At 69.9% G+C, this 22,822-nt stretch carries 19 protein-coding genes; 15 read left to right on the top strand and 4 right to left on the bottom strand.

The annotated features are described in order from the left end of the window. Positions 1 to 7 precede the first annotated feature (7 nt). The 6 genes from glpK (at position 8) to holA (ending at position 9,860) form a co-directional block, all read left to right on the top strand. The gene (gene glpK / locus BOSE125_RS06795) at positions 8 to 1,567 is read left to right on the top strand and encodes a glycerol kinase GlpK (protein ID WP_236557855.1); all 1,560 of its coding nucleotides are present in this window, start codon (positions 8 to 10) and stop codon (positions 1,565 to 1,567) included. 134 nt (positions 1,568 to 1,701) lie between these two features. Next, entirely contained in the window at positions 1,702 to 4,245 is a 2,544-nt protein-coding gene (gene leuS, locus BOSE125_RS06790) for a leucine--tRNA ligase (protein WP_159551150.1), read from the top strand. A 104-nt stretch (positions 4,246 to 4,349) separates the two neighbouring features. Beyond that, positions 4,350 to 5,327, top strand: coding sequence for a DegV family protein (locus BOSE125_RS06785; protein ID WP_159551148.1), 978 nt, complete (start codon positions 4,350 to 4,352; stop codon positions 5,325 to 5,327). 69 nt (positions 5,328 to 5,396) lie between these two features. Beyond that, positions 5,397 to 6,221 carry a ComEA family DNA-binding protein gene (locus tag BOSE125_RS06780; RefSeq protein ID WP_159551146.1) on the top strand — a complete coding sequence of 275 codons (825 nt, stop codon included), beginning with the start codon at positions 5,397 to 5,399 and terminating at the stop codon, positions 6,219 to 6,221. Continuing rightward, positions 6,221 to 8,845: a ComEC/Rec2 family competence protein gene (locus BOSE125_RS06775; protein ID WP_236558152.1), complete on the top strand. Its 2,625-nt coding sequence runs from the start codon at positions 6,221 to 6,223 to the stop codon at positions 8,843 to 8,845. The genes BOSE125_RS06780 and BOSE125_RS06775 overlap by 1 nt, the downstream gene beginning before the upstream one ends. Position 8,846: 1 nt before the next feature. Further along, a complete protein-coding gene (holA, locus tag BOSE125_RS06770; protein WP_371300575.1) occupies positions 8,847 to 9,860 on the top strand; it encodes a DNA polymerase III subunit delta in 1,014 nt (337 codons plus the stop codon). A 112-nt stretch (positions 9,861 to 9,972) separates the two neighbouring features. On the opposite strand, the gene rpsT is transcribed toward holA, so the two are convergent. Both rpsT and BOSE125_RS06760 read right to left on the bottom strand, forming a co-directional pair. Further along, a complete protein-coding gene (rpsT, locus tag BOSE125_RS06765) occupies positions 9,973 to 10,239 on the bottom strand; it encodes a 30S ribosomal protein S20 (RefSeq protein ID WP_159551140.1) in 267 nt (88 codons plus the stop codon). 138 nt (positions 10,240 to 10,377) lie between these two features. Beyond that, positions 10,378 to 10,905 carry a type II toxin-antitoxin system PemK/MazF family toxin gene (locus tag BOSE125_RS06760; RefSeq protein ID WP_159551138.1) on the bottom strand — a complete coding sequence of 176 codons (528 nt, stop codon included), beginning with the start codon at positions 10,903 to 10,905 and terminating at the stop codon, positions 10,378 to 10,380. A gap of 132 nt (positions 10,906 to 11,037) precedes the next feature. On the opposite strand from BOSE125_RS06760, the gene lepA reads away from it, so the two are divergent. After that, positions 11,038 to 12,897 carry a translation elongation factor 4 gene (gene lepA, locus BOSE125_RS06755; RefSeq protein ID WP_159551136.1) on the top strand — a complete coding sequence of 620 codons (1,860 nt, stop codon included), beginning with the start codon at positions 11,038 to 11,040 and terminating at the stop codon, positions 12,895 to 12,897. An 18-nt stretch (positions 12,898 to 12,915) separates the two neighbouring features. Then, positions 12,916 to 14,196, top strand: a complete 1,281-nt coding sequence (gene hemW / locus BOSE125_RS06750) for a radical SAM family heme chaperone HemW (RefSeq protein WP_159551134.1) — start codon at positions 12,916 to 12,918, stop codon at positions 14,194 to 14,196. Between the two features lie 19 nt (positions 14,197 to 14,215). On the opposite strand, the gene BOSE125_RS06745 is transcribed toward hemW, so the two are convergent. Further along, positions 14,216 to 14,647 carry a DUF4870 domain-containing protein gene (locus BOSE125_RS06745; protein WP_159551132.1) on the bottom strand — a complete coding sequence of 144 codons (432 nt, stop codon included), beginning with the start codon at positions 14,645 to 14,647 and terminating at the stop codon, positions 14,216 to 14,218. Between the two features lie 91 nt (positions 14,648 to 14,738). Next, entirely contained in the window at positions 14,739 to 15,611 is an 873-nt protein-coding gene (locus tag BOSE125_RS06740; protein ID WP_236557854.1) for a DUF3097 family protein, read from the bottom strand. A 204-nt stretch (positions 15,612 to 15,815) separates the two neighbouring features. On the opposite strand from BOSE125_RS06740, the gene hrcA reads away from it, so the two are divergent. The 7 genes from hrcA to era all read left to right on the top strand — a co-directional run bounded on the left by hrcA (position 15,816) and on the right by era (position 22,665). Beyond that, on the top strand, positions 15,816 to 16,829 hold the full coding sequence (gene hrcA, locus BOSE125_RS06735) for a heat-inducible transcriptional repressor HrcA (RefSeq protein ID WP_159551128.1): 1,014 nt from the start codon (positions 15,816 to 15,818) through the stop codon (positions 16,827 to 16,829). Positions 16,830 to 16,880: 51 nt separating this feature from the next. Continuing rightward, entirely contained in the window at positions 16,881 to 18,026 is a 1,146-nt protein-coding gene (gene dnaJ / locus BOSE125_RS06730; protein ID WP_159551126.1) for a molecular chaperone DnaJ, read from the top strand. Then, on the top strand, positions 18,023 to 18,808 hold the full coding sequence (locus BOSE125_RS06725; RefSeq protein ID WP_159551124.1) for a 16S rRNA (uracil(1498)-N(3))-methyltransferase: 786 nt from the start codon (positions 18,023 to 18,025) through the stop codon (positions 18,806 to 18,808). The genes dnaJ and BOSE125_RS06725 overlap by 4 nt, the downstream gene beginning before the upstream one ends. 75 nt (positions 18,809 to 18,883) lie before the next feature. Further along, positions 18,884 to 19,867 (top strand): PhoH family protein, encoded by a 984-nt coding sequence (locus tag BOSE125_RS06720; RefSeq protein WP_371300574.1) that lies wholly within the window; start codon positions 18,884 to 18,886, stop codon positions 19,865 to 19,867. Beyond that, positions 19,857 to 20,330, top strand: a complete 474-nt coding sequence (gene ybeY / locus BOSE125_RS06715; RefSeq protein WP_159551122.1) for an rRNA maturation RNase YbeY — start codon at positions 19,857 to 19,859, stop codon at positions 20,328 to 20,330. The genes BOSE125_RS06720 and ybeY overlap by 11 nt, the downstream gene beginning before the upstream one ends. After that, positions 20,330 to 21,703 (top strand): hemolysin family protein, encoded by a 1,374-nt coding sequence (locus tag BOSE125_RS06710; RefSeq protein ID WP_159551120.1) that lies wholly within the window; start codon positions 20,330 to 20,332, stop codon positions 21,701 to 21,703. The genes ybeY and BOSE125_RS06710 overlap by 1 nt, the downstream gene beginning before the upstream one ends. Beyond that, positions 21,700 to 22,665: a GTPase Era gene (gene era / locus BOSE125_RS06705; RefSeq protein ID WP_159551118.1), complete on the top strand. Its 966-nt coding sequence runs from the start codon at positions 21,700 to 21,702 to the stop codon at positions 22,663 to 22,665. The genes BOSE125_RS06710 and era overlap by 4 nt, the downstream gene beginning before the upstream one ends. The last annotated feature ends 157 nt before the right edge of the window (positions 22,666 to 22,822 follow it).

The following is a 22,822-nucleotide window of genomic DNA, read 5'->3' as shown; positions in this document are numbered from 1 at the left end:
TTCCGACATGCAGCCAGCCACCAGCGACGTCTCCACGGCCATGGCCTCGCGCCGTGCCGTCATCAGCATCGACCAGGGCACCACCTCGACGAGGGTGGTCGTCATGGCTGAGGACGGCTCCGTCCTGGCCAGCGCACAACGAGAACACCGCCAGTTCTTTCCGCACCCCGGATGGGTCGAGCACGACCCGGTGGAGATCTGGGAGAACACCCGCGAACTCACCGGCCTCGCCCTCACCCGCGCCCGCCTGCGCACTTCGGATGTGGCCGCCGTCGGGATCACGAACCAGCGCGAGACGACGGTCCTGTGGGACGCGGTCACGGGGCGTCCGGTCCACCGGGCGCTCGTCTGGCAGGACACCCGGGCGGATGCGCTCATGGACCGGCTCAAGGCGGACGGGCACGAGGACGCCGTGCGCGCCCGGACCGGGTTGCCCCTGGCGTCCTACTTCTCGGCCGGCAAGATCAGCTGGATCCTGGAGAACGTGCCGGAGGCCGGCGAGCTGGCACGGAGTGGCCGCCTGCGGGCCGGCACCATGGACAGTTGGCTGCTGTGGAACCTCACGGGCGGCCCTGACGGCGGCGTCCATGCCACGGACGTCACCAACGCCTCACGGACCCTGCTGATGGATCTGGAGACCCTGGACTGGGACGACGACCTCACCGGACTGTTCGGGATCGATCCCGAGCTGGCGGCGGGCATGCTGCCGCGGATCCACCCTTCCGTGGGGGAATTCGGGACCATCATCGGCGCCGAACCTCTCAGCGGCCTCTCGGTGTGCGGCATCCTCGGCGACCAGCAGGCCGCGACCTTCGGCCAGTCGGCCTTCAACCGCGGAGACGTGAAGAACACCTACGGCACCGGCTGCTTCCTCCTCCAGAACATCGGCACGACGCCGGAGATCTCGGACCACGGTCTCGTCACCACGGTGGCCTACCAGCTGGAGGACGGACCCGCCTACTACGCCCTGGAAGGCTCGGTGGCAGTCGCCGGGTCGCTGGTCCAGTGGCTGCGGGACAACCTCGGGATCATCCGGAGCTCGGCCGAGGTGGAATCCCTCGCCGCCACGGTCCAGGACAACGGCGGGGTGTTCTTCGTGCCGGCCTTCTCCGGTCTGTACGCGCCGTACTGGCGGCCGGACGCCCGCGGACTCATCGCCGGACTCACCGGATTCGCGACGGCCGGCCACCTGGCCCGGGCGGCCCTGGAGGCCACCGCCTATCAGTCCCGGGACGTCCTCGAGGCCGTGGTCGCGGACGCCGGCCACCGGCCTGAGGAGCTGCGGGTGGACGGCGGCATGACCGTCAATGACCACCTCATGCAGTTCCAGGCGGACATCCTCGGCCTGCCCGTGGTGCGTCCGGAACTCGTGGAGACCACCGCGGTCGGGGCCGCACATGCGGCCGGCCTGGCCTCCGGACTCTGGCGGGACCTCGACGAGGTGGCCGGGCTGTGGCGGGAGGACCGGCGGTGGGAGCCCGCACTGTCCTCCTCGGAACGGGATCGCCTCCTGGGCCAATGGGACAAGGCCGTCCAACGGTCCCTCGGATGGGCCGAGCAGGGCTGAACGGCACCGGTCAGGCAGCGGTCCCGGATTCAGAGTCGAACGGCCCGCCGGAGTACGATGGATAGGCGCGTCGACCGCCCGGGGAACCGGGCCGGCGTCGTTCTCCGACCACCACATTTAAGGACAGGACCTCCGTGAGCCAGCCAGCGCAAGGTACTCCCCAGCAGGACGAGACCGAGGAGTACTCGTTCGCGGCGCTAGAGGAGCGCTGGGGCGGTTACTGGGAGCAGCACCGCACCTTCGCGCCGCTGGATGACGGCTCCCGGGAGCGCCGCTACGTGCTGGACATGTTCCCGTACCCCTCGGGAGACCTGCACATGGGCCATGCCGAGGCGTTCGCCATGGGTGACGTGGTGGCCCGGTACTGGATGCAGCAGGGCTATGACGTCCTGCACCCCATCGGCTGGGACTCCTTCGGGCTGCCGGCCGAGAACGCCGCGATCAAGCGCAACGCGCACCCGGCGGAGTGGACCTACAAGAACATCGACACGCAGAAGTCCTCCTTCCAGCGGTATGGGATCTCGGCGGACTGGTCACGCGAACTGCACACCTCGGACCCCGAGTACTACCGGTGGACCCAGTGGCTGTTCCAGCAGTTCCACGCCAAAGGCCTGGCCTATCGCAAGGACTCGCCGGTCAACTGGTGCCCCAAGGACCAGACGGTGCTGGCCAACGAGCAGGTCGTCAACGGCGCCTGCGAACGCTGCGGCACCCCGGTCACGAAGAAGTCCCTGAACCAGTGGTACTTCCGTATCACCGACTATGCGGACCGCCTGCTGGAGGACATGCAGCAGCTCGAGGGCCACTGGCCCGAACGCGTGCTTGCCATGCAGCGGAACTGGATCGGCCGCTCCGAGGGGGCCCATGTGGACTTCCGGGTGGAGCCCACCGCCGCCACCGCGGGGCAGGACGGCCAGCCGGGCCGGGACATCACCGTCTTCACCACCCGCCCGGACACCCTGTTCGGCGCCACCTTCATGGTGGTCGCCGCGGACGCGGACCTCGCCCTGGAGCTCGTGGACGCCGAGCACCGCGAGGCGCTCGAGACGTACCGCGAGGGGCTCAAGAACGTCTCGGAGATCGAACGCCAGGCCACCGACCGCTCCAAGACCGGCGTCTTCCTGGGCCGTCACGCTGTCAACCCGCTCACCGGTGAGAGGCTGCCGATGTGGGCCTCGGACTATGTTCTGGCCGACTACGGCACCGGTGCCATCATGGCGGTCCCGGCGCACGATCAGCGTGACCTCGACTTCGCCCGCACCATGGGCCTGGACGTCCGCCGCGTCCTGGACACCGGTGAGGAGGATCCGGCGGTGACCGGGACGGCCACCACCGGGGACGGCACGCTGGTCAACTCCGGCCAGCTGGACGGACTGGCCAAGGCCGAGGCCATCTCGCGGGCGATCGAGATCCTGGACGAGCGCGGCACCGGCCGAGGCACCGTCAACTACCGGCTGCGGGACTGGCTGCTGTCCCGCCAGCGCTTCTGGGGCGCGCCCATCCCGATCGTGCACTGCCCCGACTGCGGCGAGGTGCCGGTCCCCGAGGATCAGCTGCCGATCCTGCTGCCGCAGGACGTCGCCGGCGAGCAGCTCGCCCCGAAGGGCAAGTCTCCGCTGGCCGGCATCGAATCCTGGGTCAACACCACCTGCCCCCGTTGTGGCGGGGCCGCCCGGCGGGATACCGACACCATGGACACCTTCGTGGACTCGTCCTGGTACTACATGCGCTTCGCCTCCCCGAACGACGACGACCAGGTGTTCGACCGTGCCGCCGCGGACCGGTGGCTGCCCGTCGAGCAGTACGTGGGCGGCGTGGAGCACGCCATCCTGCACCTGCTGTACTCGCGCTTCTTCACCAAGGCGCTGTATGACATGGACCTGATCTCCTTCACGGAGCCCTTCAAGGCACTGCTCAACCAGGGCCAGGTACTCAACGGCGGCAAGGCGATGTCCAAGTCCCTCGGCAACGGCGTGGACCTGGGCGAGCAGCTGGACACCTTCGGCGTGGATGCCGTCCGCCTGACCATGATCTTCGCCTCCCCACCGGAGGACGATGTGGACTGGGCGGACGTCTCACCCGGTGGCTCGGCCAAGTTCCTGGCCCGCGCCTGGCGACTGGCCCAGGACGTGGAGTCCTCCGGTGCGGCCGCGGGCACGGATCCCGACGGCGGCGAGAGGTCCCTGCGCCAGCTCACCCACCGCACGGTGGCAGACGCAGCCCGGCTGCTGGACGACCACAAGTTCAACGTGGTCGTGGCCCGCACCATGGAGCTCGTCAACGGCGTCCGCAAGGCGATAGACGGGACGCCCGGAGCACCCGGCCAGGGGGCCGGCGACCCGGCTGTCCGCGAGGCCGTGGAAGCCGTGGCCATCCTGCTGAGCCTGTTCGCGCCGTACACCGCTGAGGACATGTGGGCCAAGCTCGGCCACGAGCCATCGGTGGCGCGTGCGGGCTGGCCTGCCGTGGACGAGGCGCTGCTGGTGCAGGAGACCGCTACCGCCGTCGTGCAGGTCAAGGGCAAGGTCCGCGATCGTCTCGAGGTTCCGGTGGACATCTCCGCCGCCGACCTCGAGCAGCTGGCGTTGGCCTCCGAGGCCGTGCAACGATCCCTGGACGGTGCCGAGATACGCAAGGTGATCGTGCGCGAGCCGAAGCTCGTCAATATCGTCGTCTGAAGACAGCCGGCGGACCGCGGGCCGGGCCTGGATGACCCGGGAGGTCCCGTCGGGACTGAGCGGGACGCAGTGGGACTGAGCGGGACCTAGCGGAAGGAGCGGGCATGGCCGATCTGGCCGAGTGGCAGAGCGCCATGCTCATGCACATCCGGCAGGTACGCAGCACGCAGTCGGGCTGGGTCCGCTTCGGTCTGCCGCCCTCCCGCAAGGGCCGTACCGCGATCGTCACCGACTCCTCGGCCTCCATCCCCGCTGAACTGCTGGCGCACCCCTTGGCCAAAGGACTGCGTCAGGTGCCCATGCCCGTCATGGTGGGCGAGCAGATTCACGCCGAGGGCACGGCAGAGCTGATGCGTGAGCTGCCCCTGGCGCTGGCGGCGGGCACCGCTGTCAAGACCTCCCGGCCCTCGCCCGGCTCCTTCAGCGCGGTGTACCAGGAACTGGCGGAGTCCGGCTTCGAGCAGATCATCTCGATCCACATCTCGGGGCAGCTGTCCGGCACCGTGGAGGCCGCACGGCTCGCGGGGCGCGACGCCCTGATCCCGGTGACCGTGGTGGACTCCCACCTCAGCGGGTTCGCCCTCGGGACCGCGGTGCTGGACGCGGTGATCTCGGCCGGCTTCGGCCTGGCGCCGGAGCAACTGCTGGAGGACGTGGACGAGGCCACCCAGGAGGCGGGGGTCTTCTTCACCGTGCCCAATCTGGACCAACTGCGGCGCGGCGGGCGCATCGGTACCCTGGCGGGGCTGCTGGGGACACTGCTCCACGTCAAGCCGGTGCTGACCCTGGACAACGGGATCGTCTCCCTCGTGGACCGCCCGAGGACCTCCGCCCGGGCCACCGAGCGGCTCGTGGAGCTGACACAGGAGTTCGTGTCCGGGTCGGAGGGTCGGGGCGAGCGGATCGCCGTCCACGGGTTCGGCAACGAGCCCGCCGCCCACGAGCTCGCCGGACGGTTGCAGGGCCTCTCCGCCATGCCGGTGCCGGTCATCCGTCTCCCGGCCGTGCTGGCCGCCCATCTGGGCCTGGGTGTCCTGGGGGTCACGCTCAACCCGATGGCTCCTGCACAGCGACACCACTAGCCGCGAGCCGTCCCCAGCGGCCGGCCCTGTCTCTGCCGGGCCCACCCGCCGGCGGTCAGGGTGGAACCCATGGGACGCCACAACCACCCGCTCAGTGATCCGGATGAGGACGACTGGGAGGAACCACCGCCGCCGGCGCCCCTGTGGCGAACCCGCGTGGTCCGTTCGGCGGTGCTGCTCCTGGCTGTCGTCGCGGGGACGTGGTGGGCGGTCGGCTGGCTGACATCACCGGCCGGACCGGGTGGTCCGGGTGCTCCCGTGGCGACCTCCGTGGAGGACTCCCCGCCAGGCTCGGCTGACCCCGCTCCTCCCGGTCCGGCGGCAGGTGCTGCCAGTCCGGGCGCAACTGCGCCACCGGGCCAGGGCACCGAGGATCGCGCGTCGTCATCTGGGTCCGACGCCGGACGGGCTGGAACCGAGGAAACCGTCACCGTCCATGTGGCCGGGGAGGTCCAGGACCCCGGCCTCGTGGGCCTGCCGGCCGGCGCCCGCGTCGACGATGCCCTGCAGGCCGCCGGGGGTCCCACCGTCGACGCCGCGCTGGACCTGCTGAACCTGGCCGCCCCCGCCGTGGACGGCAGTCAGATCCTCGTGCCCGGCCCGGACGGTCTGGCCGGGGGAGCGGCCGGGGCGGCCGGGGCCGGCGTTCCTCTCCCCGGTGAAGGGGCGAACGGTGGTTCAGGCGTCGGTCCGGAGGCCGCGGGAGCCGTCAACCTGAACACTTCGGATGTCACGGCCCTCGAGCAGCTGCCCGGCATCGGCCCGGCCCTGGCCGGACGCATCGTCGAGCACCGGGATCAGGTGGGGCCGTTCGGCTCCCTGGAGGATCTGGACGCCGTGTCAGGGATCGGACCGGCCATGATGGAGCGCCTGGACGGCCTGGTCACCTGGTGATGGTCCAGGCCCGGGGCAGCGTTCCGGCGGCCGTCGACCTCCGGTTGGTCCCCGCCGTGGTGCTGACCCTGGCGGTCTGTCTGGCGATACCGCAGATTCCCTACGACGCCGCCCTCGTGCTGCCGTGGGTGCTGGCGTTCTCGGCGCTCGTGGCCACCGGCCTGATGATGTGGGCATCCTCTGGTCAGGGTCAGGGTCAGGGTCAGGGTCAGGGCCAGGGCCAGGCCACTGGTCAGGGTCAGGCTCAGATTCCGGATCAGGGTCTTAGACCGGGGGAGGCCCCGGCCCGACACCCGGCCCGTCGCCACGGCCGAACCATCGCCATCACGGCCCTGGCCGCCATTGCCCTGTGGATCGCGGCCGTCGCCGCCGTCCAGGCCGTGGGCGATCGTGCACCGGTCCGCGACTCGGGCTGGGAGGATGCGGTGGCCGCCGAACGGCCGTTGCGGCTGTCGGGCGAAGCCGCCGGGCCGGCGGTCCTGCGTACCGGGACGTTCGGCGACAGCTGGCACCTCACGGTGGCCGTGCAGGCGTTCGGGCACCCGTCCCGTGAGATTCCGGGCGGTGCGGAGGTGGTGGTGTCCGGTGGAAGTCACTGGGAGGGGATGGAGTCTGGCGCGGCGGTCTGTTTCACCGCGTCGCCGGAGGCCGAGCGGGGCACGGTGTTCGCCCGGGCCTCCACCGCGCCGCAGGCCGGATCCTGCTCCGATGACACCGGGGTGCCAGGCCTGGACGGAGCGCCCACGGGACGGGATATCGTCCGAGCGGCCGTGCAGCAGGCCGCTGCCGGGACTGTCGGCACGGCGCCGCAGTTGCTGCCCGGGTTGATCCTGGGCGATCGGTCCGCGCAGGAGCCGGCGCTGGACGAGTCCATGAAGACGTCTGGCCTCAGTCACCTTTCAGCCGTCAGTGGGGCGAACTGTACGCTGATCGCCGGCGCCGTCACCATGGCGTTGAGGTCGGTGCGGGTCCGCCGCCCGGTCGTGCTCGGTGCGGTCCTCGGGGTGCTGGTCGTCTTCGTGATCGTCGTGGGCCCCGAGCCCTCGGTGATCCGAGCCGCCGTGATGGGGGCCCTCGGGGCGTGGGCCGTGTTCTTCGGCCGGGGCCGCCAGGCCTTGCCCCTGTTGTGCCTGGCAGCCTGCGTGCTGCTGTGCTGGCAACCCGGACTCGCCGGGGAACCGGCCTTCCAGCTCTCTCTGGCGGCCACGGCCGGCATCGTGCTGGCGGCCCGTCCGGTGGAGCAGTGGCTCACCGCCGTCCTCCGCCGCGTGCTCCCGGGTCCCGTGGCTGGGATCCTGAGCGCCGCCCTCGCCGTGACCGTCACGGCGCAGGTCGCCTGCCAGCCCATCCTCGTCGGAATGACCGGCGAGTTCAGTGCCTACTCGGTGCCGGCCAACCTGCTGGCGGCGCCGCTCGTCCCGTTCGTCACCGTGCCCGGCACCTTCGCCGCCGCCCTGGCCGTGCCGTGGCCCGGACTCGCCGCCGCGGTCTTCTGGGTGGTGGGCTGGCCCGCCGCCGGGATCGGTTGGATCGCCTCCGAGGTCTCCGGCTGGCCGGGCGCGCTCCATGCGTGGCCGGAGGGGCCCCTGGGCGCAGGCCTCGTGTCGATGCACGTGGCCGCCGCCCTCGCCCTCCTGTGGCTGCTGATGCGGTGGGAACGCAGTCGTCCGGCCCGGGTCCGGCGCCTCGGTGTGCACGGCAGGCCACGCCCGGCCCCGGTCGGCCAGCTCCGCTGGTCTCTCGCCGCGGCGTGGACCACGGTCTGCGCGGCCGCCGGCAGTCAGCTCGGACTGGTCATCGCGCCGCCCTCCGGATCCCTGCCGGACGACTGGTCCCTGGCTGCCTGTGATGTCGGCCAGGGGGACATGCTCGTGCTGCGGACGGGGGAACGGGCCGCCATGGTGGTGGACACGGGGCCGGACCCTGCCGCGGCGACCACCTGCCTGGACCTGATCGGGGTGGACCGGGTGGACCTCTTGGTGCTGTCCCATCTGCACCAGGACCATGCCGGGGCCGCAGCGGACATCGTTGGTTGCTGCAGCCCCATCGAGGTCTTGTACTCGACGATGGAGTCGACGCCCGGCCCGGGCGTCCCCGCCGGTGCCCGGCAGCCGGTCCCCGGGGAGACGGGCCGGGCCGGCGACCGGCCGGCGTCGGGATACTGGGTGGACTGGACCGTGCTGGAAGCGGACCCGGAGGCGGGCAACGAGAACGATGCCTCGCTGCAGATGACCGCCACCGTGCACACCCCTGAGGGTGACTACACCGTGCTGTTGACGGGGGACATGGAGGAGGAGGCCAGCCGAGCACTGCTGGGCCAGGACGTGCTGCCGGAGGCCGTGGACGTGCTCAAGGTGGCCCACCACGGTGCCCGCAACGGGGGCCTGGACGTGGTGCGGGCTGTGGACCCGGCGCTGTCCGTGGTGCAGGTCGGCCGGGACAATGGCTATGGCCACCCGCACCCCTCGGTCATCGGAGAGCTGGAGCGGCACGGGCCGGTGATCCGCACCGACCAGCACGGGACCACGGTGGTGTCCTTGCGGGACGGGGAGCTGGTGCCCACCCTCACCGGGGCCCGCGCGCCAGAGGTCTCCGGCACCCGGCCGGCGGGCGGTGGCGGATAGGATGGCAACCATGCCCGCACCGAGTCGAAGCCGACGATCCACGAGTTCCGGAGCAGACTGGCGCACTGTGAGCCCGGCCCCGATGATGCTGCTCAAGGGTCCCGAGGATTTCATCGCCGCCCGGGTGGTCGACCGGGCCCGCACAGCTCTGCGGGAAAAGGACCCGGGCCTCGAGGTCCACCGCCTGGACGCCGCCGACTATGAGGGCGGCCAGCTCTCCGTCCTCGCCAGTCCCTCCCTGTTCGGTGAAGCCAAGATCCTGCAGGTGGAGGGACTCCAGGACATGAACGAGGCGTTCCTGACGGACTGCCTCGACTACGTCGGGAGTCCGGCGGAGGACGTCACGCTGATCCTGCGGCACACGGGAGGCAACCGGGGTAAGAAGCTGCTGGATGCCGTCACCGCCGCCGGTGTTCTCGTGGACTGCCAACCGATCAAGTCCGATGCCGAAAAGTCCGATTTCGTCCAGGGCGAGTTCCGGTCCCGGCGCCGCTCGATCGATGCAGAAGCGGTCCGTTCCCTGCTCGATGCCGCCGGTGGCTCGCTCACCGATCTGGCGGCCGCCTGCCAGCAGCTGGCCGAGGACACGGAGGGCACCGTCACGAGTCAGGTAGTGGACCGCTACTACGGCGGCCGGGTGGAGGCCACGGCCTTCCGGGTGGCCGATGCCGCCATCGAGGGGCGGGCCGGGCAGGCCACCGCCCTGTTGCGCCATGCCTTGGCCACGGGGGTGTCCGCGCCGGCCATCACCGGCGCACTCGCCATGAAGACGCGCCAGATCGCCCGGATCGTGGATGCTCGCGTGGGCCAGGGCCAGATCGCCGGTGTGCTGGGCATGGCCCCCTGGCAGGCCAAGCGCGTGGCCGAGACCGTCCGGTTCTGGAACCCCGCCACCATTGCGGCCGCGATCGAGTGGGTGGCCCAGGCGGACGCTGAGGCCAAGGGCCTGTCCAAGGACGCCGACTATGCGGTCGAGCGGGCCGTCACCCGGATTGCCCTGACCGCTCGACGGTAGTCCTTCATCACGAACCGCTCGGCGGTAGTCGTTAACCACGAAGCCCCCGTCCATCAGGACGGGGGCTTCGGTGCCGCGGCGCCGATCAGGGGCCGGGCCAGATCTGAGAGGCTCAGGCCTCGATCTTGCTCACACGCTTGGCGATACCGGACTTGCGGTTGGCAGCCTGGTTCTTGTGGATGACACCCTTGCTGGCAGCCTTGTCCAGCTTCTTGCTGGCCAGGGCGACGGCGGAAGTGGTGGCGGCCTGGTCGCCCGCGGCGACGGCCTTGTCCACGGCGCGGATGGCGGTGCGCAGTTCGGACTTCACCGCGTTGTTACGCAGGCGGGCCTTCTCGTTGGTGAGAATGCGCTTCTTCTGGGACTTGATGTTTGCCAAGGAAAGGTCTTTCTGTTGTCTTCTGACGTGGTCGGTGAGGGGTAATCCCGAATCCGGCGACTGAGCGGCGTGGGGATACCTGTTGAGCCGTTCCGGGAGTGCCCGTCGACCTGCGCGGACACACAGCTGGTTAGTCTATCACGACCACCCGTTGCGGTCCCGGAGCCCCTGGGACACGGTCTCGAACACCCGCTGGTCCAGTACGCCGCCCTCACGGCGGACGTCGCGAGGATTGACCTGCAGGATCCGGTCCAGCTTGACCTCGGAGTTCCGGCCCTGTGGATCCCACGGGCCCGCACCGATATCAATGTAGTCGGCATCCCGGGACGCGGCGTTGTTGCGGTCCCTGCTCGTCAGCTGCGCGGCGAGCAGGTGGCCACCGTTCCGGCCCACCACGAGGACCGGGCGGTCCTTGCCCCGGCCGTCCAGCTCCTCAAAGGGCACCCAGGTCCAGACGATCTCACCCGGACCGGCCTCCGGACCGGGAACGGGGGAGTATGACACCTGGGCACGGCCGTGGAAATCACCGGGGTAGTCGGAGAGGCCGCCCGGACCGCTGGCGTGTCCGCCGCTGCGGTTGCGCGGCGGGGACTGCCGCTGCACCTGCCGGGCGATGCGTGCCACCCTGCGGCCGATGGACAGGAGCTGGTTGAAGTTCAAAGCCATGGCCACAAGGTAACAACCGGTGGTCATGCCGGGCCGCCATCGCCGCGGAAACGTGGAAGAATGGAGGATCAGGCTCCCGCTGGTTCCAGGGGGCTGACCCGCCCTTGTCGTCAGAGTTGAAGGAAGATGCCCGTGTCGCCCATGGCGAGCAACGCCCCGGCGCCCGCCGCCACCGATCCCGCGGTCATCAGGAATTTCTGCATCATCGCGCACATCGACCACGGCAAGTCGACCCTGGCGGACCGCATGCTGCAGTCCACCGGCGTGGTCCAGCCGCGGGACATGAAGGCCCAGTACCTGGACCGGATGGACATCGAGCGTGAGCGTGGCATCACCATCAAGTCGCAGGCCGTGCGCATGCCCTGGAGCCTCAACGGCACCGACTTCACGCTCAACATGATCGACACGCCGGGGCACGTGGACTTCACGTACGAGGTGTCCCGGTCCCTTGCGGCCTGCGAGGGCGCCATCCTGCTGGTGGACGCGGCCCAGGGCATCGAGGCACAGACCCTGGCCAACCTCTACCTGGCCATGGAGAACGAGCTGGCCATCATCCCCGTGCTGAACAAGATCGACCTGCCCTCTGCCGATCCGGACCGGTATGCCGCGGAGATCGCGGGACTCATCGGTTGCGAGCCGGAGGACATCCTTCGGGTCTCCGGTAAGACCGGCGTCGGGGTCGAAGAATTGCTCGATCGCGTGGTGGAGGCTGTCCCCGCTCCCACGGGCAAGCCGGACGCCCCGGCCCGGGCCATGATCTTCGACTCCGTGTATGACACCTACCGGGGCGTGGTCACCTATGTCCGCGTGGTGGACGGCAAGCTGTCCCCGCGCGAGAAGATCAGGATGATGTCCACGGGGGCCACCCACGAGCTCCTCGAGATCGGCGTGTCCTCCCCGGAGCCCAAACCCTCCAAGGGTCTCTCCGTGGGCGAGGTGGGCTACCTCATCACCGGTGTCAAGGACGTCCGCCAGTCCAAGGTCGGTGACACGGTCACGGGTGCCGGCAATCCGGCGCAGGAACAGATCGGTGGCTATGAGGATCCCAAGCCGATGGTCTTCTCCGGGCTGTACCCGATCGACGGCTCCGACTATCCCGTGCTGCGTGATGCCCTGGACAAGCTCAAGCTCAACGACGCCGCCCTGGTGTACGAGCCCGAGACCTCCGTGGCCCTCGGCTTCGGGTTCCGCGTGGGGTTCCTCGGCCTGCTGCACCTGGAGATCATCCGTGAGCGCCTGGAGCGCGAGTTCAACCTGGACCTGATCTCCACCGCCCCGAACGTGGTCTACGAGGTCACCAAGGAGGACAAGACGGTCGTCACGGTGACGAACCCGTCCGAGTTCCCGGAGGGCAAGATCAACGAGGTCGCCGAGCCCATGGCGTCGGCCACGATCATCGTCCCCAGCGAGTTCATCGGCTCCGTGATGGAGCTCTGCCAGGGCAAGCGCGGCCAGATGAAGGGCATGGACTACCTCTCCGAGGAACGCGTGGAGATCCGCTACTGGATCCCGCTGGCGGAGATCGTCTTCGACTTCTTCGACCTGCTCAAGTCCCGCACCAAGGGCTATGCCTCGCTGGACTGGAAGGCCGACGGCGAGCAGACCGCCGACCTGGTCAAGGTGGACATCCTGCTCCAGGGTGAGACCGTGGACGCGTTCAGCTCCATCACCCACAAGGACAACGCCTACGCCTATGGCGTGATGATGACCGGAAAGCTCAAGGAGCTGATCCCGCGCCAGCAGTACGAGGTGCCGATCCAGGCGGCCATCGGCTCGCGCATCATCGCCCGCGAGAACATCCGCGCCATCCGCAAGGACGTGCTCTCCAAGTGCTACGGCGGCGACATCTCCCGTAAGCGCAAGCTGCTGGAGAAGCAGAAGGAGGGCAAGAAGCGCATGAAGATGGTCGGCCGCGTGGAAGTCCCTCAGGAGGCCTTCATCGCCGCGCTGTCGTCGGACGGCGCTGGCTCCGAGACCGGCGCCAAGAAGTAGGGCGGGGACGAACACACCTTGCCTTCGATCCTTCCCCTCGGCGACCCCGCGCCCGACGACGGCCGGTTCCCCGCAGCGGTGGGGAACCGGGTGCGTGAGGCGGCCGAGGCCGGCCAGCCGCGCACCTTCAGCCTCTACGTGCACGTCCCGTTCTGCTCCGTCCGGTGCGGCTACTGCGACTTCAACACCTATACCGCCGAGGACCTGGGCCCCGGCGCGTCCCGGTCGTCCTACGCGGACACCGTGGCCGGTGAGCTGGACTTCGCGGCGCAGGCGCTGGCCGGTTCGGAGATCCCCCCGCGCACGCTGGAGACCGTCTTCTTCGGCGGCGGCACGCCCACCCTGCTGCCCGCCGCAGACCTGGTCCGTATCCTCGGCAGGGCCCGGGACGTCTTCGGGATCACGCCCGGCGCGGAGATCACCTCGGAGGCCAACCCCGACTCGGTCTCCCTCGAGTCCCTGCGGGAGATGGCCGCCGGTGGATTCACCCGGGTCTCCTTCGGCATGCAGTCCGCCGTCCCGCACGTGCTGGCCACGCTGGACCGCACGCACCGGCAGGAGAACGTCCCGGCCGCCGTCGGCTGGGCCCGGGAAGCCGGCCTGGAGGTGTCCCTGGACCTGATCTACGGCACGCCGGGGGAGTCCCTGAAGGACTGGCGCACCACCGTCGAGGCGGCACTGGCCCTGGCACCGGACCACATCTCGGCCTATTCGCTCATCGTGGAGGAGGGAACCAAGTTCGGGACCTCCGTGAAGCGGGGGACCGTGCCGGATGTGGATCCGGACGACCAGGCAGACAAGTACCTGCTGGCCGAGCGGCTCTTCGCCGAGGCCGGCTACCGCTGGTACGAGATCTCGAACTGGGCCCACGATCCCGAGGACCGCGGCATCCACCGGGCCCGGCACAATGTGGCCTACTGGCGTGACCAGGACTGGTGGGGCGCCGGCCCCGGCGCCCACTCACACGTGGCCGGCGTCCGGTTCTGGAACGCCAAGCATCCGGCGGCCTATGCGCAGCGACTGGCCACCGGGATCTCCCCGTCCGTCGGCCGGGAGGAACCCGACGCCGAGGCGCGGTTCCTGGAGCGCGTCATGCTGGGCGTCCGGCTCTCGGACGGGCTGCCGACGGCCGCCCTGGAGCAGGCGCCCGACGGCGGCGCCCAGGGGCGCCAGGAGATCGCCGCGATGATCGGCGAGGGACTGCTGGACGGACGGGCGGCGCTGGCCGGCCGGGTGGTGCCCACCCTGCAGGGCCGGCTGCTGGACGACGCGATCGTCCGGCGACTGGCCGGGTTCTAGCGCCGGCTCCGGACCGGGCTTACTGGATCAGGCGCAGGTTCAGCGGGTAGCGATAGGGGCGGCCCTTGTTGCACTGGATGCCCGCCGCCACGCCGGAGACCGTCATGAACAGCCACAGGAGCATGGCGACGATGCCGAAGATGCCGCCGACGATGGGAATGAGGGCCAGCAGGTTCGCCACGATGGCCAGTACCGTGGGCGGCAGCGTGAAGTTCAGCGCCTCCTTGGCCTCCTGGGCCGTGAACGGACCCCGGTGGCGGAAGACCAGGTAGATCACCAGGGAGGGGATGCATCCGAGGAAGCCGCCGAAGTGTGCGAGGGTGGCCCACTGACGGTCCTCGGCCGGCGTCAGCGGCTTGGCCTGGTCCGGTGACCCCTGCAGCTGCTGATCGCGCCGGGGGGCGGCGCCGGGGCGCGGGCGGTGCGGACTGCCGGGCTCCTGCTGGGACACGTCCTGGGCCTTTCCGTTCGGAGGTGATGGGTGGCGTTCGGTCGTCAGTGTACCGCCGGGTTCCGGGAGTTCCCTGCAGGTCGGTGGACGGTCAGTGCTCCGCGGCGGTCAGGAAATCGATGACCTCCTCCACCCGGCCCAGCAGGGTCGGCTCCAGGTCGGCATAGGTCCGCACCTGGGACAACAGCCTCTTCCAGCCCAGGCCGATGTCCTCCTTGGTCCGGTGTGGCCAGCCGAGGCCGGCGAGGATGCCCGTCTTCCAGTCCTGGCCCTTCGGCACCACGGGCCAGGCGCCGATGCCCAGGACGGAGGGCTTGATGACCTGCCAGACGTCCACGTAGGGATGACCGACGATCAGCACGTTGCCGCGCGCCCCGGGGACCTTCATGGCCTCGACGGCGATCTTCTCCTCCTTGGACCCGGTCACGAGGTGGTCCACGAGGATGCCGAGCCGGCGCTGCGGACCGGGTGAGAAGTCCCTGATGGCGCCTGCCAGGTCGTCCACCCCGTGCAGTGGCTCGACCACGATCCCCTCCAGACGCAGGTCCTCACCCCAGACCTTCTCCACGAGCTCGGCGTCGTGCAGCCCTTCGACCCAGATGCGGGAGGCCCGCGCCGTGCGGGCCCGGGCGTTGTCCACGCGCAGGGAACCCGACGCCGTACGGGCCGGTTTCGCGGGGGAGTCACCGGGGGTGCCGCCCGGTGTGGGGGGCACCACCTCGACGGGCTCACCGTCCACGAGGAAGCCATAACCCAAGGGGAAGGACTTCGTGCGTCCCCGGCGGTCTTCCAGGACGACCAGGTGTACACCGCCGGACTTCTCGACCCGAAGGACGGCACCGGTGAATCCGGTCTCCGTGTCCTCCAGGACGGCGCCCCGGTTCGCGGGGACCTTCTCGACGGTGCGGGCGGTCGGGCGGAAGCCGCCGTCGAGGGTGCCCGGGCCCCAGTTGTTCCATTCCACGGGCATCGACGCTAGCAAGAGGACCCGGCGTAACCGTGCAGCGGCTCGCGCGGCACGCGGTCGGCACGAGCCCGGCGGTGGGCGGGCTCCGTGCCGGAACCCGCAGGGTCGCGGGGAAGTGGTGGTACATCGATTGGACACAAGGTCTAGACTTGGCACTTCAAAGCGTCGAGTGCTAAGCCGGATGACAGGCAGGAGGAACCGATGAGCGAGCAGCCGCGCCGCATGCAGGTGCTGCAGGCCATCGTGGAGGACTATGTGTCCTCCCGCGAGCCCGTCGGCTCCAAGGCCCTTGTGGACCGTCACCAATTGGGCGTGTCCTCGGCCACCGTCCGGAATGACATGGCGGCCCTCGAGGAGGAGGGGCTCATCGTGGCCCCGCACACCTCCTCCGGACGCATCCCCACGGACAAGGGCTACCGGATCTTCGTGGACCAGATCTCCGAGGTGAAGCCGTTGTCCGCCGCCGAGAAGCGCGCGGTGCAGACGCTGCTGGACGCCAATGGGGACTTCAACGAGATGATGGCCCGCACCGTGCGGCTGCTCGCGCAGCTCACCAACCAGGTGGCCGTGCTGCAGTACCCCCACGTGGACTCGTCCACCATCCGGCACATCGAGTTCGTCTTCCTGGCGCCCCGCCGGGCTCTCGTCGTCGTGATCCTGTCCACCGGACAGGTCGACCAGCGCGCCTTCGGCCTCGAGGTCGAGGCCAACGAGACGTCCCTGTCCGTGCTGAAGCAGCAGTTCCTGCGCTACCTGGACGGGCTGACACCGGTGCAGGCTGCCGAGGGTCTCCGGCTCGCCCTGGCCGAGGTGCCGGCAGAGGATCGGGATCTTGCCCTGGCCTTCGCCACCCAGCTGGACCAGATGTTCGCGGCACGCCGGGAGGACCGGATCATCATGGCCGGCACTGCCAACCTGGCTCGCTCGACCGGGGACTTCCCGTTCTCGATCGGCCCCATCCTGGAAGCGCTCGAGGAACAGGTCGTGTTGTTGCGCCTGCTGACCGAGATGGAGCAGGATGTGCGTGGCCTCAGCGTGCGCATCGGCTCCGAGAACACCGGATCCCTGTCCGAGGCGTCCGTCGTCGCCGCAGGCTACGGCCCCGGCTCCGGCGCCAAGCTCGGCGTCGTGGGCCCCACCCGTATGGACTACCCGGGCACCATGACCGCCGTGCGGGCAATCGCCCGATACCTGTCCCGGATCCTGTCGCAGTAGCGGCCAGGACCGGCATCCACCACCCCACCACCGGAAGGAACACCGCAGACCGTGGCTGACCATTACGAGGTGCTCGGCGTTGGCCGGGACGCCTCCGCCGAGGAGATCAAGCGCGCCTATCGCAAGTTGGCCCGCAAGCTCCATCCCGACGTGAATCCGGCTCCCGACGCCTCCGAGGAGTTCAAGAACGTCACGCGTGCCTACGAGGTCCTCTCGGATCAGGAGAAGCGCCGCAACTATGACGCCACGGGCCATGAGAACGGCACCGGCGGCATGGGCGGCGGCTTCGGCGGTGCCGATTTCGGTGGTTTCCAGGACATCTTCGAGACGTTCTTCGGCGGTGGCGGCTCCGGCGGCATGGGTGGTGGCAGGGGCGGTGGTCCCGCCAGCCGTGCGCGGCGGGGGCAGGACGCCCTCATCACGGCCAAGCTCGACCTCAGTGATGCGGTCTTCGGCACTGAGAAGACCCTCGAGGTGGACACCGCCGTGGTGTGCCCCACCTGTGACGGCAGCTGCAGTCAGCCGGGCACGCATCCGGAGACCTGCACCATCTGCAATGGTCAGGGCGCCATCCGCCGGCCGGTCCGCTCCATCCTCGGCACCGTCATGGCCGCCGAGACTTGCTCGGCCTGCCAGGGCTTCGGGACCGTCATCCCGGATCCGTGCCGCGAGTGCTCCGGGCAGGGACGCATCCGTGAGCGCACCTCACTGACCATCAAGATCCCCGCCGGTGTGGCCACAGGGACCCGGATTCAGCTCGCCGGCCGCGGCGAGGCCGGTCCCGGCGGTGGCCCGAATGCCGATCTCTACGTGGAGATCGAGGTGCGTCAGCACGATGTGTTCGTCCGCGACGGCGATCACCTGCTGGCCACGATGAGCGTGCCGATGGCCGCCGCCGCCCTGGGGACCACGCTCACGCTGGACACCTTCGACGGTGAGAAGGAGGTGCCGGTGAAGGCCGGCACCCAGTCCGGAGAGGTGCAGACCCTCAAGGGCCTGGGCGTCGGCCGGTTGCGGAGCTCCGGCCGCGGTGATCTCAGGGTCACCCTGCGGGTGGAGACCCCCACCAGACTCGACGACGAGCAGCGCGCCCTGCTGGAGCAGCTGGCCGGTCTGCGCGGTGAGGACCTGGTGCACGGCACCACGGAACACCGCGGGTTGTTCTCCAAGTTCCGGGACAACCTCAAGAACCTGTGAGCAACCCCCTCTTCTACGTCGGTGACGGCGAGCTGGCCCCCGCCTCGGCGGGGGCCAGCGTGGTGGTCTCGGGTGCCGAGGCCCGGCACGCGGTCCAGGTCATGCGCCTGTCGCCGGGGGAGCGCGTGGACGTGGCGGACGGATCCGGCCGGCGCGTGAGCGGCACCGTGCACTCCGCGGCGCCCGACCGGCTGGAGGTCACCGTCGAGACCGTCCACGACGAGCCGGCGCCGAACCCAGAACTCGTGCTCGTCCAGGCCCTCGCCAAGGGCGACCGGGACCTGCTGGCCATCCAGACGGCGACGGAGCTGGGGCTCGATGCCGTGCACCCCTGGCAGGCCGAACGGTCCATCGTGCGGTGGAAGGGTGACAAAGCAGCCAAAGCCGTGACCAAGTGGGAGGGGGCGCTGCTCTCGGCCGCGAAGCAGGCACGCCGCACCCAGGTGCCCCGCACGGAGAAGGTGCTCGACGGCGTCGGGGTCGCGTCGGTCTGCGGGCCCGGCTCCCTGGTGCTCGTCCTGCACGAGGACGCGCGGCAGTCACTGGGCGAGGCCGTTGCCGAGACGGGGATTCTGGCCCGCGGGACCGTGGAACGGGTAGAACGGATCGTGCTGGTGGTCGGCCCCGAGGGCGGCATCAGCCCGGCCGAGACCGCCGCCCTGGTCGAGGCCGGGGGGCGGCCCGTGCTGCTGGGGCACCACGTGCTCCGGTCCTCCACCGCCGGTCCGGCCGCCGTCGCTGTCCTCCAGCAGCTGCTGGGACGGTTCGGGCCGCGGACGTAGACTGACCTCGTAGTCCACCCGCCCCACCCTTTGTCCCAGTAGTTGTCCCACCAGCCAGGAGCTGAAGCACCTCCCTTGAGTCTTTCCACGGAACGTGACCACATCACCATCTCCTTCGCCTCGGCGGAGACCATGGTGCGGACCTTCGGCCCGCAGGACCTGTTGCTGCGGATCCTCGACGGCCTCTATCCGGATCTGACCGTCTCCGTCCGCGGTGAGGACCTGGACGTGGAGGGCCCCGTCCCGGACGTGCAGCAGGCGCGCCAGGTAATCGAGGACCTGCACGGCCTGGCCCGGCGCGGCACCTCGATCACCCCCGAGGTCATCGAACAGGTGACCAGTCTGGTGCGGGGTGGATCAGGGGCCCAGGCCTCCGGACTGCTCTCTGCCTCGATCCTCTCCAGCCGCGGCCGGAAGATCCGGCCCAAGACGGCGAACCAGCAGCACTATGTGGAGAGCATCGACCAGAACACCATCACCTTCGGTCTCGGTCCCGCCGGCACCGGCAAGACCTACCTGGCCATGGCCAAGGCGGTCCAGGCGTTGCAGGCCAAGGAGGTCAACCGGATCATCCTCACCCGGCCGGCGGTCGAGGCGGGGGAGCGGTTGGGGTACCTGCCGGGCTCGCTCAGCGAGAAGATCGACCCGTACCTGCGGCCCCTCTACGATGCCTTGCATGACATGGTCGAACCCGAGTCCATCCCGCGGCTCATGGCGGACGGGACGATTGAGGTGGCCCCCCTGGCCTACATGCGCGGACGCACGCTCAACGACGCGTTCATCATCCTCGACGAGGCCCAGAACACCACGGTCGAGCAGATGAAGATGTTCCTGACCCGCCTCGGCTTCGGCTCTCACATGGTCGTCACCGGCGACACCAGCCAGGTCGACCTCCCGCGGGGAACCAACTCGGGCCTGGCGCAGTCCGTCTCCATTCTGGAGGGCGTGGAGGACATCGCCGTCATCCGGCTGCAGTCCGTCGACGTGGTCCGCCACCGCCTCGTGAGCCGGATCGTGGATGCCTACGAGAACGCTGGGGGACGCACCGATGGCCATTGAGATCGTCAACGAGTCCGGCATTGAGGTCGACGAGGAGGCGCTGCTCGCCCTGTCCCGTTCCGTCCTGGAGACGCTGCACGTTCATCCGGGTGCGGAACTCTCCGTGGTGTGCGTGGACGAGGCCGCCATGGAACAGCTCCACCTGGAGTGGATGGACCTGCCGGACGCCACGGATGTCATGAGCTTCCCCATGGACGAGCTCCGCCCGGGCACCGCCGAGGACCCGAGCCCGGAGGGGCTGCTGGGCGACGTGGTCATCTGCCCGCAGGTCGCCGCCGTGCAGGCCGCACGCGGTGGTCACCCCGCCGAGGACGAGGTCCTGCTGCTGCTGGTCCACGGAGTGCTCCACCTGCTCGGCTTCGACCATGAGGAGCCCGAGGAGAAGGCCGAGATGTTCGCGCTCCAGCGCCAGCTGCTCGGCGACTTCCTCGGCCGCCCGGCCCCAGACCCCACCGAAGCCTGATGCTCACTTCCCTCATACTCGCGGTCCTGCTGACCGCATTGCTGTTCCTGTCCTGGATCCTCGGTGTCGCCGAGGCCTCGTTGGGATACCTGTCCCGAAAGGAGGCCGAGGGGATCGCGATGCGCCGCCCGCGCAGCCCGATCCTCACGGTCATGGCCCGGTTGCCGGAGCACCTGCACGCCCTGCGGTTCTGGCGGCTGTTCGCCGAGACCACCGCCGCCGTGGCCGGTACCCTGTTCATCCACTCCCTCACCGGGACCATCTGGATCACCGCCCTGTTGTCCCTCCTGCTGATGGGGCTGGTCGCCCTGCTGCTGACCGTGCTCTCGCCGCGCCAGGTGGGGACCAAGCACGATGTCGCGGCCGCCCAGCGCACCGCGGGCCTCGTCCGCTTCCTCACCGGCCTGCTCGGCTCGCTGCCGGCCCGCGTGGCGGCACCCGGCCCGAGGTCGGAGGACGAGGAGGAGGAGGCCGCCGAGATCGAGGAGCGCCACTTCCGTGAGTTCGTCGCCCGGGCCAACGACGCCGACGTCCTGGAGGATGCGGAGGCCGAGCTCATCCGCTCCGTGTTCGACATGGGGGACACCCTGGTGCGTGCCGTGATGGTGCCGCGCACCGACGTCGTCACCGTCGAGACCGGGACCACCCTGGAGGACGCGATGAACCTGTTCCTGCGCTCCGGCTGCTCCCGCATCCCGCTCATCGGGGACAACGCGGACGAGGTCTTCGGCATGGTCTACCTCAAGGATGTGGCCCGGGCGCTGCACCGGGGACTGGGGGATGGCGCGGCGGACCCGGCCAGCCCCGTGGACGCCGTGGCCCGGGATGTGCGCTTCGTCCCCGAGTCCAAGCCGGTGTCCGTGCTGCTGCAGGAACTCCAACGCGAGTCCACCCACATCGCGATCGTGGTGGACGAGTACGGTGGCACCGCCGGCCTGGTGACGCTCGAGGACCTCATCGAGGAGATCGTCGGCGAGATCTCGGATGAGTACGACCGCCAGGACCGTCCGGAGGTCGAGCCCCTCGAGGACGGCTCGTTCAGCGTGGACGCCCGCATGGGGATCGATGACTTCGCCGAGCTGTTCGGCATGGACCTGGACGACGAGGAGGACGTGGACACCGTCGGCGGTCTGCTCGCCAAGACGCTGGGCCGCGTCCCCATCCAGGGCTCACACGTGGCAGTCCAGGGCATCGAGCTGACGGCCGAGTCACTGCAGGGCCGGCGCAACCGCGTCGCGCGCCTGGTGGTGCGGGAGTCCCCGCGGGACGGCGGCCACGCCCGACGCCGGCCCGGCACCGACCTGCTGCCAGCCCACCTTACCGATCGCGACGCCGCCTCGGCATCCGCCCCAGCCTCCCGGGAGACCCCATGACGACCCTGTTCGACCCCAGCAACGCCCCGGAGGACTTCCGCGCCGGATTCGTCTCCCTGGTGGGCCGGCCCAACGCCGGCAAGTCCACCCTGACCAACGCCCTGGTGGGGGAGAAGGTCGCCATCACCTCCTCCAAGCCGCAGACCACCCGGCACACCATCCGCGGGATTGTGCACCGCGAGGAATTCCAGCTGGTCCTCGTGGACACTCCCGGACTGCACCGTCCCCGGACCCTGCTGGGCCAGCGGCTCAACGACCTCGTCACCCAGACCCTCGGCGAGGTGGACGCGGTCGGATTCTGCATCCCCGCAGACGAGAAGATCGGCCCCGGCGACCGCTACATCGCAGGTCAGCTGGCACTGCTCAACCGCAAGCCCGTGGTCGCCCTGGTGACCAAGACGGACAAGGTGAAGCCGGACGCGATCGCGGCCCAGCTGCTCGCCGTCACCGCCCTCGGCGACGAGGTGCTCGGGCCGGAGAACCGGGGAGCCGGTTTCGCCGCCGTCGTTCCCGTCTCCGCCGTCCAGGGCCACCAGGTGGAGGACGTGGCGAAGGTCCTGGCCGAACGTCTGCCGCTGTCCCCTCCGCTCTATCCGGACGGTGAGCTCACGGACGAGCCCGAGCTGACCATGGTGGCCGAGCTCATCCGGGAGGCGGCATTGGAGGGTGTGCGGGACGAGCTGCCGCACTCGGTGGCCGTGGTGGTCGACGAGATGAACCCACGCGAGGGGCGGCCCGCCGACCGCCCGCTGCTGGACATCCACGCCAACGTGTTCGTGGAGCGGGACAGCCAGAAGGCCATCATCATCGGCAAGGGCGGCTCCCGCCTCAAGGCCATCGGCTCCCAGGCGCGGGGTTCCATCGAGAAGCTCCTCGGAACGGCCGTGTACCTGGACCTGCGGGTGAAGGTGGCCAAGGAATGGCAGCGCGACCCCAAGCAGCTGGGGCGGCTCGGGTTTTGATCCCCTCGGTCCCGGCGGTGCTAGGCTGAAATCATGTTCGACCGACTGGACCTCACCGGGATCACCCCGGACACCGTTGATGGGCTGCTACTACGCCGCCGCAACGGGGCTGAGCCGTCGGTCGTGGCGCCCGCCACGCTCTGACGCACTGGGGGCA

Origin of the sequence: Citricoccus sp. K5 (assembly GCF_902506195.1) — a bacterium.
In the GTDB taxonomy this organism is placed as follows: domain Bacteria; phylum Actinomycetota; class Actinomycetes; order Actinomycetales; family Micrococcaceae; genus Citricoccus.
Note: the sequence above shows the minus strand (reverse complement) of the source record. Positions and strands in the feature narration are given on the sequence as shown.

Bases quoted from the DNA above. Each gene is read 5' to 3' on its own strand.
- glpK (WP_236557855.1), top strand. From the start codon at position 8: ATGCAGCCAGCCACCAGCGACGTCTCCACGGCCATGGCCTCGCGCCGT.
- BOSE125_RS06785 (WP_159551148.1), top strand. From the start codon at position 4,350: ATGGCCGATCTGGCCGAGTGGCAGAGCGCCATGCTCATGCACATCCGG.
- BOSE125_RS06780 (WP_159551146.1), top strand. From the start codon at position 5,397: ATGGGACGCCACAACCACCCGCTCAGTGATCCGGATGAGGACGACTGG.
- BOSE125_RS06775 (WP_236558152.1), top strand. From the start codon at position 6,221: ATGGTCCAGGCCCGGGGCAGCGTTCCGGCGGCCGTCGACCTCCGGTTG.
- holA (WP_371300575.1), top strand. From the start codon at position 8,847: ATGGCAACCATGCCCGCACCGAGTCGAAGCCGACGATCCACGAGTTCC.
- BOSE125_RS06760 (WP_159551138.1), bottom strand. From the start codon at position 10,905: ATGGCTTTGAACTTCAACCAGCTCCTGTCCATCGGCCGCAGGGTGGCA.
- hrcA (WP_159551128.1), top strand. From the start codon at position 15,816: ATGAGCGAGCAGCCGCGCCGCATGCAGGTGCTGCAGGCCATCGTGGAG.
- ybeY (WP_159551122.1), top strand. From the start codon at position 19,857: ATGGCCATTGAGATCGTCAACGAGTCCGGCATTGAGGTCGACGAGGAG.
- BOSE125_RS06710 (WP_159551120.1), top strand. From the start codon at position 20,330: ATGCTCACTTCCCTCATACTCGCGGTCCTGCTGACCGCATTGCTGTTC.
- era (WP_159551118.1), top strand. From the start codon at position 21,700: ATGACGACCCTGTTCGACCCCAGCAACGCCCCGGAGGACTTCCGCGCC.